The 13,107-nt window shown below is 45.2% G+C and carries 12 protein-coding genes; 6 read left to right on the forward strand and 6 right to left on the reverse strand.

Going from position 1 to position 13,107, the window contains the following annotated elements:
• The first annotated feature begins 6 nt into the window (after nt 1–6).
• From OV592_RS20270 to OV592_RS20285, 4 genes are all read left to right on the forward strand, one after another.
• Nucleotides 7–1,977 (forward strand): hypothetical protein, encoded by a 1,971-nt coding sequence (locus tag OV592_RS20270; RefSeq protein ID WP_406609816.1) that lies wholly within the window; start codon nt 7–9, stop codon nt 1,975–1,977.
• Nucleotides 1,978–2,127: 150 nt separating this feature from the next.
• Complete coding sequence (locus OV592_RS20275) at nt 2,128–2,463, forward strand: hypothetical protein (RefSeq protein WP_406609817.1); 336 nt, start codon at nt 2,128–2,130, stop codon at nt 2,461–2,463.
• A 100-nt stretch (nt 2,464–2,563) separates the two neighbouring features.
• Entirely contained in the window at nt 2,564–3,376 is an 813-nt protein-coding gene (locus OV592_RS20280; RefSeq protein WP_406609818.1) for an ion transporter, read from the forward strand.
• Between the two features lie 146 nt (nt 3,377–3,522).
• The gene (locus OV592_RS20285; protein WP_338622508.1) at nt 3,523–3,756 is read left to right on the forward strand and encodes a hypothetical protein; all 234 of its coding nucleotides are present in this window, start codon (nt 3,523–3,525) and stop codon (nt 3,754–3,756) included.
• 128 nt (nt 3,757–3,884) lie between these two features.
• Here OV592_RS20285 and OV592_RS20290 read toward each other — a convergent pair whose 3' ends face one another.
• Nucleotides 3,885–4,772, reverse strand: coding sequence for a LysR family transcriptional regulator (locus OV592_RS20290; RefSeq protein ID WP_406609819.1), 888 nt, complete (start codon nt 4,770–4,772; stop codon nt 3,885–3,887).
• 198 nt (nt 4,773–4,970) lie between these two features.
• Here OV592_RS20290 and OV592_RS20295 point away from each other — a divergent pair, with 198 nt between their 5' ends.
• Nucleotides 4,971–6,041 carry a linear amide C-N hydrolase gene (locus OV592_RS20295; RefSeq protein ID WP_406609820.1) on the forward strand — a complete coding sequence of 357 codons (1,071 nt, stop codon included), beginning with the start codon at nt 4,971–4,973 and terminating at the stop codon, nt 6,039–6,041.
• 68 nt (nt 6,042–6,109) lie between these two features.
• On the opposite strand, the gene urtE is transcribed toward OV592_RS20295, so the two are convergent.
• The 5 genes from urtE to urtA all read right to left on the reverse strand — a co-directional run bounded on the left by urtE (nt 6,110) and on the right by urtA (nt 11,836).
• Nucleotides 6,110–6,805 carry an urea ABC transporter ATP-binding subunit UrtE gene (urtE, locus tag OV592_RS20300; protein WP_016403127.1) on the reverse strand — a complete coding sequence of 232 codons (696 nt, stop codon included), beginning with the start codon at nt 6,803–6,805 and terminating at the stop codon, nt 6,110–6,112.
• Between the two features lie 11 nt (nt 6,806–6,816).
• Complete coding sequence (gene urtD, locus OV592_RS20305; RefSeq protein ID WP_016403126.1) at nt 6,817–7,575, reverse strand: urea ABC transporter ATP-binding protein UrtD; 759 nt, start codon at nt 7,573–7,575, stop codon at nt 6,817–6,819.
• Entirely contained in the window at nt 7,568–8,773 is a 1,206-nt protein-coding gene (urtC, locus tag OV592_RS20310; protein ID WP_016403125.1) for an urea ABC transporter permease subunit UrtC, read from the reverse strand. The genes urtD and urtC overlap by 8 nt, the downstream gene beginning before the upstream one ends.
• A gap of 3 nt (nt 8,774–8,776) precedes the next feature.
• Nucleotides 8,777–10,384: an urea ABC transporter permease subunit UrtB gene (urtB, locus tag OV592_RS20315; protein ID WP_406609821.1), complete on the reverse strand. Its 1,608-nt coding sequence runs from the start codon at nt 10,382–10,384 to the stop codon at nt 8,777–8,779.
• A gap of 156 nt (nt 10,385–10,540) precedes the next feature.
• Nucleotides 10,541–11,836 (reverse strand): urea ABC transporter substrate-binding protein, encoded by a 1,296-nt coding sequence (gene urtA, locus OV592_RS20320; RefSeq protein WP_406609822.1) that lies wholly within the window; start codon nt 11,834–11,836, stop codon nt 10,541–10,543.
• 383 nt (nt 11,837–12,219) lie between these two features.
• Between urtA and OV592_RS20325 the strand changes: the two genes are divergently transcribed.
• The gene (locus tag OV592_RS20325) at nt 12,220–13,104 is read left to right on the forward strand and encodes an urease accessory protein UreD (protein WP_016403122.1); all 885 of its coding nucleotides are present in this window, start codon (nt 12,220–12,222) and stop codon (nt 13,102–13,104) included.
• Nucleotides 13,105–13,107: the final 3 nt, after the last annotated feature.

A 13,107-nucleotide genomic window follows, 5' to 3' on the forward strand; every position in this document is an offset into this window, starting at 1 on the left:
ACTAACATGTCTTTTGAACATGGCTCACTCGACTTAGGGATCCGCAATCCCTTCCGCTTTGAAGGCACGCTGCGTGCCATTCGAGGCGGCATCACAGCGCTGCTAGGTTTACTCTCGTTATTAAACGTAGCAAGTGCAGTACAAACCCACCCAATTACCGGATGGACCTTCGCCATCATCGGCTTTGTGTTAATGGCCAACGGCCTATGGACACTAGGGCGTGGCTTAATGCAGGTAATGCGTTTTTACGTGGGACGCTCAGCGCCTACTTCACTGTCTTATAACCATGCAACCTCTGAGCAAGACAGTGCTAAGCGTGAACAACGCGACGTAGCCTACGACCAGCAACAAATTGAATCGATGTTGGTGGGCAGTAAAAACTACACCTTTAAAGAACCAGTGGGTTTAGTAGCCAGAATGCTGCACACCCTATTCCCCAAAATCACTTTTGTGCCTTACCCAATTCAAAACTTGGCGCAGCGCATTGTTGGAGCACTAGTACAAACCTTAGTGGCGCTATTTGCTTTTGCCATTTTAAGCTTTGTTACTTCGGTGGGTTTAGCTGGCGATAAAGCTACTATTTTAATGCCATTTTTTGCCTTTACCTTACTCTGCTACGTAGCCTTAGTATGGTTTAAAGCTGGCCGCCCACTTAACCGCAGCTTAGGTCGTGGTATCGAAACCGTAAGCGCTTTTGGCTTTGTTAAAATGGTGGCGGTATGTGTAAGTGTGCCAGTACTGGTTAACATGCTTCTAGGCAAACTCTTTGCTTACGAGCTAGGCCAATACCAAGATGTTATTGCCGCTCAACTACGTGGTTTAGAGATAGAAGTAGAGCTAAGCGAAGGCATGACTTGGGCAACCCAAATGCTAGATTTGGCCTACAACAGCTATAGCAACTCTACCTGGCTAGGCTTAATTTTTGTCTTCTCAGTAATTAGCTGTGCCTTGGTATTGGGTTTAACCGCCTTGCGTGCCAAGCAAGCTAACCCAACGACCGAGATCACCGACAAACTGCCTCGCACCAGCGAAGTAGGCGCTCGCCCAATGGATATATTCAACGAGTTTACCCACCAAGTGATGGAGCGTCGTCGCTACAAAAAGGTGCCAAACCGTGTTTATAAACCTTTGAGTGCTCGCCAAAATCCTAACAATGGCGAATTTGATGGTGAACTGATTCAAGAAACTCAACCAAAAACTGTTGAGAAAAACGACGAGCCAGTTAGCAAAAAAATGCGTATTGCCTCAACCAGTTTGGCTCAGGCTTTACTGCTAATCGCCAGCTTATTGGTGTTTTACGCACTAACTCCGCTAACCACTTACACCAGCTTCTTCGACGGTGTAGTGTTTGAGCTACTGGATGATGAAACCGGACCTGCATTTGTTCAAACTACCATTGAAAGCTTCTTTACCATTCTTACCTTATTAGTTGCTGCCACCATTTGTGCCATTTTTGGCCGTTTGCTTAGCAACCTAAGCCATCCGTTTTGGAGCGAAATTCAGTTTGAATCAAGCTTGGTTTACTTCAAATGTAAAGGCACGGTAAAAGAAGATACGCGCACCTTTGGTAAAGGGTATAACGACAGCACTAGCCTAGAAACCAGCGTGTTCACCTCAACCATTCAGCCACGTTTGTTTGTTACGCGAGTCATTAGCTCTACCTTTGCTGGCATTGGTAGCACTAACTTAATGTTCCCTCGCCATATTATGACCATGCATGGTGACGAGAACTTAGCCGACGAACTACATCACGAACTGATGCACAGCATTGGCAACCGTGCAGGTACCGCGGCTATGAACGACGAACAGCGTAAAGTAGTAGATGAATACAATAGCTCTAACCTGCAAATGAAAGCAGAATCGGCCCCAGAGCGCTTAGCCAACCGCAGCAGCGAACTAAGCCTAGACGCGCCCAAAGCTCAAGCCGCGCTAGCGCAAAAAGAAGACCATGAGGCAGAAACTAGCTTAGAAAATTAAGTTTATTTTGCTAAACCTAAAAAGCCGCTTTGTTTAAAGCGGCTTTTTTGCAGCCTAATTTGCTAAGCAATCATAAGCATCTTCTCTGGCTTGAACTGCAAACTCTTTTCGCTAAAATGCTCTCTCTTTAAACTCACACAGGGATCTAGTGTGGCCGCTTTCAAAACCTTAGTCTTTATTCCAGTCATTACTCTATGGTTAACCGCTTGCCAAAGCACCCAACAAACAGCCTCAGTTAATGAACAAAAATATCCTAGTGAACACTACAAGCAATACGGCTTAAACGATTTTCAAGCTCGCCAAATGTCGATAGTGGGTGTACCGCCGCGCTACGCCAGTCGCTATTTGGAAGGGGCATTTACCTTTCCAGATATCAAACATTGCCTTAGTACAGCCGAAAAACGCAACATCGACCTTAAACTGCAGTTCGACAACGTACTGGTAGCCTACAATCAATGCCAAGAACTTTATCAACAAACCCATTAATAGCGCTTAACAGGCTAATCTTCATCTTGAAAGCTTGAGTTAACGGCTAAGGTTGCGGCAAAATTGCTAACAGCATTTCATAACACCGCAGTAACAAACATTGAACACTAATAGCCAAAACCTGCAAACCCAATTTGAACGCCTTAAACGTAACAAGCTGTTTGAGTTGTTTGTAATTTCGGTGATCTTAATTTCTGCCTTACTTATTGGCGCAAAAACCTACTCGCTACCACCTAAAGTTATTACTGCCACCATCATACTCGACTACCTCATCACCCTGTTTTTTGTGGTCGAAATTAGCATTCGCTTTATTGCCGAGCCCAATAAAAAGCACTTCTTTAATAACTTCTGGAATGTCTTCGATACCCTAATTGTATTGGTAAGCTTAGTCCCTATCGAAAACTCTGAACTAGCCGTAGTTGGTCGCCTTATTCGGGTATTTAGGGTACTGAGAATGGTGTCTATTATTCCCGAGTTGCGTATTTTGCTTACCTCGCTGGTTAAAGCCCTGCCGCAGCTAGGTTATGTAATGCTGCTAATGTTCATCATCTTCTACATCTACGCCGCCATTGGCAGCACCTTATTCGAAACCATTAACCCAACACTGTGGGGCGACATTGCCATTTCTATGCTCACCTTGTTCCGGGTGATGACCTTCGAAGATTGGACCGATGTAATGTACGAAACCATGCAGGTATACAGCCTAAGTTGGATTTACTTCCTCAGCTTTATCTTCCTGTCGGCCTTTGCCTTTCTTAATATGGTGATTGGCATTGTGGTAAATGTGATGGAACAAGAACACGCTAAAGTACGTGAAGAAAAAAGCCTCGCCGAAGGCACCAACGAGCCGAGTCTGCGAGAACTACAGCAAGAACTAAGCGAGATAAAAGCGCTGCTTAAGCAGCAAAAATAGTGACTTAACAAACAAGCTTAAGGGCAGATAAACCCTTAAGCTTTTTTGTTCCAATAACTAAAAGCGAACAAACATCCAACAAAACCTTGCTCCAAACTCAATGATGGTTAATGATAACTATTCGCAACAAGTGTTTGGACATTACCATGAAACATCACTCTTCAACATCACCAAGGATCCAGTTAAGCCTTTCGGTAGATAAGCTGCAACAACTGCTTGCTCAGGGGGCAATTTGTATAAATGACTTGGCCGATATACAGCCAGAAGCCAAGCGCGTGCTATGGAAGCTTTGCCTGCAAAACTGCAAATCCGGCGCCTGTGAGCGGCGAGCAAAAGCGGTGAATGATGAAGAAAGGCTAAAGGTTAAGAATTTGGACTAGTTCAAACAACAAGCTATAAGACGATAATCAGTTAGCGTTAATTAACGTGTCAATACCCCGAAATGTCTTTCAACATTCTGGACTAGAGGAATTATTGAACCATTTTTATAGAACCAGAATAACTAGCTTTACCGATTAGGCAGCCGAGCTAACTCATTGATTATATAATCCATTGCTGCATTGCGTGGTTTTGCCGTTAACCAACTAATCTCCGTTGACCATCGATTGGGTTTTTCTGATGCTGTAGGAGACACATACATTTCGTCAAGCTCTGCCATTTCAATATCTTGTTTACAGATAAACTCTGGCAGCATCGCCCATGCCGCTGTATGTTTTAGCAGCTCTTTAGTATTACGGAGGTTATTGCTGTAAATAGTCCGCGAGCTAAGGTTGTGAGTATCTTCGTGAGCAATCTGTTTCATAAACAAGGCTGATACCTGCAACATACCTCGCACCTCCTCCAGAGGCACAAACTTCTCCCTACAGTTTAGCTCTGGTGAAGCAACAAAAACCACGTTAAAAGAATAACCATCAGCCAATGTAAGTTCGTGGCTCCCTCGAAATAAAGCTACCCCAAACCCAATATCAGCCTGTTCATTCAATACATGACTGCGAACTTGCATTGGATCCACTGCGATAATGTTGATTTCAATCGCCGGGAACTTGGCGATCATTCTTGCGCAAATATCTGCAATATCCGCCCCCATAAGATCGTTGTCTACAGCAACAGTAAATGTTGATGGCAAGCCCTCTAACAAACTATTAGCTTTAACATCAAGCAAATCACACTCTCTAATAACGGATTGAGCGTAGCGATAAATCTCTTTTCCATGAGGAGTTATTTCTAAGGAGCGAGGCTTACGAACGAATAGCTCCATAGCTAACTCAGCTTCTAGGTTCGCTATCAGCCCGCTAACCGTTGAGGTGTGTTTACCTAACTTAATGCTGGCTTGCTTAAAACTTCCCCTATCTACCGTTTCCACAAAAGCACTAAGTTGTTCAAAGGTCATAGCCATCGATTTAGTTCCCCAAATAACATCAGTAAACCACCAATATAGCAATAGAGAGGGAAAACACCATTCTTGGCGCAGTTAAGGTTCTAATCTAATGAGCACATAATGCACTCATCAACTGGCAAGACTGCAAAGAAAACACTTTGAAGCGATGCCTAATATCTACCACTCGAATGAGTAACTTATAGTAGGAAGAACATTATGAAAAACTTCAAACTTAATAAACTAGCAGTAGCAGCAATCGCCGCAGTATCACTTGCTTCAGTTGTAACTACAGCAAGTGCATGCTCACGCCTTATCATGGACGGTGGTGATACTCACGGTGTAACTGTCGCCCGTTCATTTGACTGGGGCGGTTCAGAGCTGCAATCTATCGTTAAAGCGCATCCTGCAGGTACTGCTGTTAAAGCTTACGAAGTGCCTGAATACAAAAATGCAGCATCATGGACTGTAAAGCACCACACCGTAGATTATGTGGAAGTAGAAACTTTCCACGGTACTTCAGGTGAAGCTATCAATGACAAAGGTCTATCTGCTTCGCTTCTTTATCAAAACCCATCGGTTGAGTTTGTAAAAGATGCCGCAGATAACGGCGCACCAGCGATACACATGTCGCAAATCGTCAACTATCTGGTGACTCAGTTCGCTACTGTAGAAGAAGCGGTTAACGCATTCGAAGCTAATGAGTTCCAAACAGCTTGGAAAACCGGTATTGGCGGTCACCAGCACGGTTTCCACTTCTCTGTTCAAGACAAGTCTGGCAATATCGCGTTATTCCAATTGAATGAAGGCGGTAAGATGATTGTTCACCGTGGTGACATCACCAGCGATCTGCGTGTAATGGCTAACATGCCACTGCGCCAAGACATTCTTGCGCACGCTGAAAAGTTCGACCTAAACAAAGCTGAAGAACTGCCAAGCGATATCAGCTCTGCATCTCGCTACCTACGTGGTTACCACGTGACAGCAAACGCCAAGCTCGATCCTAAAGCTGATTGGGTAGATACTCGCGGTAAAATGAAGGGCTTCTTTGACTTCGGTAACAAGGTGCCTCAAGACCTAATCGACCCAACTAACGCTGAGTCTTATGCGACCTGGGAAACGTTTATCTACAACCTAGAAACCGGAGACACCACCTACTACAACGAAGGCAATGGCTCTCAACTGAACATTAGCTTTGCTGAAACCAAAACATTTACTAAACAGATGTGTGCTGACATGTTCCAACAGGCTCGCGCAGGTGAAACAATAACGTGGGGTGAATGTCAGTAATTAGGAAAAATATTTGCTCAAAAAAAGCCGCTCTAATGAGCGGCTATATCATTAACGCGAGTTAAGATCTAAACACTCATCCACCGTTTCACATCGGCTTCATCTACTTCGTCTTTGCTGCCTTGCAATACCACATTGCCGCGATCTAGTACGGTGTAGTTGTCGGCAAGCGCTACAGCAAAATCAAAATATTGCTCTACTAATACAATCGCCATTTCGCCGCGATCGCGCAGTAGTGCCAATACCTTTTGGATGTCTTTAATAATGGAGGGCTGAATCCCTTCGGTAGGCTCGTCTAGCATTAATAATTTAGGGCGCATGATTAAAGCGCGCGCTATCGCTAATTGCTGCTGCTGGCCACCCGATAAATCGCCGCCACGGCGCGCCAGCATTTGCTTTAGCACCGGGAACAAACGAAAGATTTCGTCGGGAATAAAACGCTCCGATTTAGGCAATACCGAAAACCCCGTTTTAAGGTTCTCCAGCACCGTTAGTTGACCAAAAATCTCACGCCCTTGCGGTACAATCGCAATGCCTTGTTTAGCACGTTGCGCCGCCGACATTTTGCTAATGTCTTTACCGTTAAACATAATGCTGCCGGCGCTAATGCTTTGCTGACCCGCTAGCGCTTTTAGCAGCGTGGTTTTACCCACGCCGTTGCGCCCTAGTACACAGCTTATTTTGCCCGGCTCGGCACTTAGGCCTACATTGTAAAGCGCTTGGCTAGCCCCGTAATGACTATCTACTTTAGAAAGTTCTAACATTCCGTCGCCTCCTAGCGCCCTAAGTAAACTTCGATGACTTGCTGATTTTGCTGCACTTGCTCAAGGGTGCCTTGGGCCAATACCGAACCCTCGTGCAATACCGTTACTGGGCAATCTAGTGCTTTTACAAAATCCATGTCGTGCTCTACCACCACTAAAGAGTGCTTTTTAGCTAGCTCTTTAAACAGCTCGGCGGTGAGGGCGGTTTCTTCGTCGGTCATACCGGCGGCGGGTTCATCAATGAGCAATAACTGTGGCTCTTGCATAATTAACATGCCAATCTCTAGCCACTGTTTTTGACCATGCGACAAAGAGCCAGCTAACCATTCTTGCTTATCTGCTAAACGAATCAGCGCTAAAGTATCGCCAATTTGCTTATTGTCGCTAGAGGACAATTTATGCATCAAAGACTCAAACACACCACGGCGTCCGGCCAAGGCTAATTCGAGGTTTTCGAATACCGTTAGGTTTTCGATTACCGAGGGTTTTTGAAACTTACGACCAATGCCAATATTGGCAATTTCGGCTTCGTCGTGCTGAGTTAAATCGATATCGTTATTAAAAAATACCGTGCCTTCATCGGGGCGAAGCTTGCCAGTAATTACGTCCATCATGGTGGTTTTACCGGCACCATTGGGGCCAATAATCGCACGCATTTGGCCAGGCTCTAAAATTAACGACAAACTATTTAAGGCTTTAAAACCATCGAAGCTTTTGGTTACACCATCTACATACAAGATGGTGTCTTGAGGAATATGTACACTACGCATTTACTGCACCCTCCGCTGGATCGGCTTTATCGGCTTTTTTCTCTGTTGCTGGAGTTGGCTCAGTTACAGCAGCAGTGCTTACTTTAGTTGCTGCTCTTTCTTGCAACTTAGCTTTGATGCTGCCATACAAACCCACCACGCCTTTTGGTAGCCACAAAGTCGTTACCACAAACAAAGCGCCTAAGAAGAACAACCAAAGCTCTGGGAATGCACCGGTAAACCAAGATTTACCAAAGTTAACCAGCAGCGCACCAAATACCGCACCAAACAAAGTGCCTCGGCCACCAACGGCTACCCAAACAATGCTTTCGATGGAGTTAAGCGGCGCAAATTCGCCCGGGTTAATAATGCCCACTTGCGGCACATACAAAGCACCAGCTACGCCAGCCAACATGGCAGAAACTACAAACACAAACAGCTTAAAGCGCTCTACGCGGTAACCGATAAATCGGGTACGGCTTTCGCTGTCGCGCACGGCAATTAATACTCGGCCAAGTTTTGAGTTCACAATCCAGCGGCACAATACATAAGCGCCAGCTAAGGCCAGTGCACTTAAGGCAAACAACACCGCACGGGTTGAATCTGCTTGTAAGCTAAAACCTAGAATGTCTTTAAAATCGGTTAAGCCGTTGTTACCACCAAAACCCATGTCGTTACGGAAAAATGCCAACATCAGCGCATAAGTAAGGGCTTGGGTAATAATCGACAAGTACACACCGGTTACTCGCGAACGGAAGGCCAAGTAACCAAAAATAAAGGCCAAAATGCCCGGTGCCAAAAACACCATCAACATGGCAAAGGGGAACATATCAAAACCCAGCCAATACCAAGGTAATTCCGACCAATCGAGGAATACCATAAAGTCTGGCAATTCTGGGTTAGCGTACACACCACGATCACCAATTTGGCGCATTAAGTACATGCCCATGGCGTAGCCGCCCAGCGCAAAAAAGGCACCGTGACCCAAACTTAAAATACCGCAATACCCCCACACTAAATCAACAGCAATAGCGAGCAAGGCATAACATAGGTATTTACCCAACAAGGTTACCCAGTAAGAACTTAAGTGCAAAGGGTTCTCGGGGCTAAGCGCCAAACTCATTAACGGCACTAAAATCGCCGACAATAACAAAGCCAGCAACATGGCGTTGCCCACTTTGTCTTTTACTAAAAATCGAACTAATACAGACTTAGGCATGCTTTAGTCCTCCACCGTACGGCCTTTCAAGGCAAACAAGCCTCGAGGACGTTTTTGAATAAATAGAATGATGAACACTAGAACCAAAATTTTGGCTAATACGGCACCGGCAAACGGTTCCATTAGCTTGTTAGCCACACCTAAAGTAAGTGCGCCAATCACGGTGCCAAATAGGTTACCCACGCCGCCAAATACCACTACCATGAAGGAATCGATAATGTAGTTTTGGCCCAAGTTTGGTCCCACGTTGGTTAACTGACTTAAGGCCACACCGGCAATACCGGCAATGCCTGAGCCTAAACCAAAGGTCATGGCGTCTACCCAGCTTGAACGAATACCCATAGAGTTAGCCATTGGGCGATTCTGAGTTACCGCTCGCATTTGCAAACCAAAGAAGGTTTTACGCAAAATGGTCCACAGCAGCGCTACTACCATAAAGCTGAAAATAATGATGTAGAGGCGGTTGTAGGTAAGCGACAATACGCCGTTAATTTCTAGCGAGCCGCTCATCCATTGTGGGGTAATTACCGCCTGGTTTAGCGGACCAAAAATACTGCGAACCGCCTGTTGTAAAATAAGGCTTAAACCAAAAGTGGCTAATAGTGTTTCTAGCGGGCGACCATATAAGAAACGAATCACGCCACGCTCAATTAATATACCAACCAAACCAGACACTAAAAAGGCGGTAGGAATGGCCACCAGCAACGACCATTCAATGTTGTTTGGCATTAATTGCTGCACCACATAGGTGGTGTAAGCACCTAGCATGATCATTTCGCCGTGGGCCATGTTAATCACGCCCATCACACCAAAGGTAATTGCAAGGCCAACCGCTGCCAAAAGCAGTACCGCACCTAAACTCAAACCAAAGTAGATGTTCTCGGCCACGCTGTTTATTTGTAGCAACTGCTCATTGGTGGCAATTGCACTATCAATAGCGGCTAACACCGCGCTGTCTTGCTCACTCGCTTGTTGCTTCACCAGCACATTACGTGAAGCAGGATCCAACTGACCCGATAGTAAATCAGCTGCAGCTAAACGCTCAGCAGCTTCGCCATATTGAAGATTGATGATGGCCTGCATTTCTTTAAGTTTGGCAATCACCTTTTGGTCCGTCTCGGCCACCAAACGCTGCTCAATAAGCGGCGTATGAGATTGGTCAGCAGTATTCATTAAAGAGCGAATCGCCGCTATTCGAGCGCTAGGCTCATCGGCGTTTAAACCAATTAGCGCTAAACCACTACGCAGCTGTCGACGGATTTTGTTGTTAACCGAGATTTTCTTAATAAGAGATTTTTTAACGCTACCTAAATCAGCGCCATCAACTACAGAGCTTAAGTTATAAAGGCTGCCTTCTTTTACCGCTACTACCACTTTTTTATCTGATTTTTGGTAGTACAAATTGGCACTTAATAAGCTTTCGAAGATCAAACTATTACGTTTGTCTCCACTAGCAATTAATTGTTCAATCGCTTGTTGTTTTTGACTATTTTTTTTTGCAGTTAAGGCCTGCACTGCCTGCTCCCAATCACTTGCTGCAGCTGGTAATACCCAAAGCATGAGTAAAACACCGGCCAACAAGCGTGCGAAGCGAGATATGTATATGCTCAAAACAATCCCTACTCTTGATTGATTCAATACAAAAAAGGCGCTACCGATATTACTCAGCCGCGCCTTTTAAAAAGTGCCCGTAGGCACTTAGCTGTTTACGCGTACCTAGGTTCTATTTGTCTTTTGGGCTGTTGAGCTCAAAAGCGCAACAGTTCCTTAGTAGTTTTGACCAGAACATTGGCCAGTTTTGATGTTGAAGTTGCCACACTTAATTGGGGCAGTCCAATCAGCAACAATAGTGGCCGATTCAGTTAGGTGGTCTGTCCAAGCATCACCAATTACGCCGCCACTTGTTTGCCATACAGTGTCGAATTGACCGTCAGCTTGAATCTCACCAATAAGCACTGGCTTAGTTAAGTGGTGGTTAGTGTTCATTACTGCGTAACCGCCAGTTAAGTTAGGAACAGTGATACCGTACATTGCGTCACGCACTGGATCGGTGTCTGTAGTACCGGCTTTTTCAACTGCTTCAGCCCACATTTGGAAACCAATGTAAGTTGCTTCCATTGGGTCGTTAGTTACACGTTTATCGTCGCCAGTGTAAGCTTTCCAAGCTGCAATAAACTCTTCGTTAGCTTCGCTGTCTGCACTTTGGAAGTAGTTCCAAGCTGCTAAGTGGCCCACTAGAGGAGCAGTATCAAAACCAGATAGTTCTTCTTCACCTACAGAGAAAGCAACTACTGGAATGTCTTCTGCCGAAATACCTTGGTTAGCTAGCTCTTTGTAGAAAGGAACGTTTGCGTCACCGTTAATGGTAGAAACAACCGCTGTTTTCTTACCTGCACCACCAAACTTCTTCACATCAGAAACGATAGTTTGCCAATCAGAGTGACCAAATGGCGTGTAGTTAATCATGATGTCGGCTTCAGTTACGCCTTTAGACTTAAGGTAAGCTTCTAAGATTTTGTTAGTGGTGCGTGGGTATACGTAGTCGGTTCCGGCTAGAACCCAACGTTCTACACCTTCTTCTTCCATTAGGTAATCAACCGCTGGAATCGCTTGCTGGTTTGGCGCAGCGCCAGTGTAGAATACGTTTTTAGAGCTTTCTTCACCTTCGTACTGAACTGGGTAGAAAAGCATACCGTTTAGCTCTTCAATTACAGGAAGTACTGATTTACGAGATACCGAAGTCCAACAACCGAAGATAACGTCTACTTGCTCTTTATCTAGTAGCTCACGTGCTTTCTCGGCAAATAAAGGCCAGTTAGATGCTGGGTCAACCACTACAGGTTCTAGCTTCTTACCTAATAAACCACCCTTTTTGTTTTGCTCTTCAATCATCATAAGCACGGTGTCTTTCAGTGTTGTTTCACTGATAGCCATGGTGCCTGATAACGAGTGCAATACGCCTACTTTAATGGTTTCTGCGGCTTGGGCTGCATTCATTGAGAAGGCAAGTGCTACACCACTTGCAACCGTTGCGATCTTCTTCCATTTGCTATGTTGTGTCATTGCTATATTTCCTATTTTTTATAGTCCTTTAGAGCATGCGGTACCTCATGCAATGCTAAGGTAGCTAGAGCATCGACTATGCCAAGTAGAAAATAACAATTAAAAACAACAACTTAATGAAATGATTTATATATCATTAGTAATTCGACGCACAAAACATGAGCGTTTGCCTCAAATAAACGCACCAAAATGATCGTACAATAAACAAACACCAAAAAAACGCACCAATTTGGCCAGCACGCACCAAAATGATCCACCCCAAGCTGCTGATTTTGCGCTATTTTGAATAGGAGCCGCTCTTAGGTTAGCTCGATAAAACTGGTTTAGTTCTTGCTCTATTAAGTAGAGGAAAATTCACTCCCAGCCATGAAAGAAGGATAACAGTGAGTCAGCAAGAGCAAACCGCATGCAGCAATTCGCACGCCCCCATTAAGCAAGGCTGGGTAGCCACCCTTGATTTGGGCTTTGCCCCTATTGCTAATAAAACTCGCTTAACCTTAAATCAAAGCCAAGGACCCTTGCGGGTACAGCGCCCTTTTCACCCAGAACTGGCTGCACCAGATTGTTGCCACGTGTATTTATTACACCCACCCGGTGGCTTGGTGGCGGGTGATCACCTGCTGATGAATGTGGAATGTTTGGCTGGCAGTAAAGTGGTACTTACTACCCCAGCATCAGGCAAATTGTATCGCTCTAACTTGGCCCGCCAGCAGCAACGCCAAGAGCAGCGATTTCATTTACAAGATAACAGTAGCTTAGAGTGGCTGCCACCAGAAACCATTGTATTTAATGGCGCGCAAGGTCGCTTAGACAGTCACTTCATGTTGCAAGGCAATGCTCAACTTATCGCTTGGGAAATTACTTGTTTAGGCCGTAAAGCCAGTGACGAAGATTTTGACCACGGCGAGTTGATGCAATCCATCAAGGTGTATCGCGAACAGCGCCCGTTGCTGATTGAGAATACCCGCATCGATAACGCCAATACTGCTGCTAACCCAGCAGCCTTGGCTGGCAAACACGTATACGCCTGCATGTTAGCCACAGTGGATTTGCTCAGCGAATTAGCCCAAAAGCAGTTATTAGAAGATTTACGCGAACAATTAGCGTGCGCAGAGGTGGGCATCACCTTAGTGCGCGGCCTTATCATTTTGCGCTATTTAGGGGATAACGCCGAGCAAGTTAGGCAAGAGTTTGAAGCGGCTTGGGCGCTTATTCGCCCGGTTACGCTTGGTCACCCAGCGGTTCGCCCCCGAATTTGGAATACTTAATTT

The sequence above is a fragment of the Agarivorans sp. JK6 genome, assembly GCF_045277145.1.
Lineage (GTDB): Bacteria > Pseudomonadota > Gammaproteobacteria > Enterobacterales > Celerinatantimonadaceae > Agarivorans > Agarivorans albus.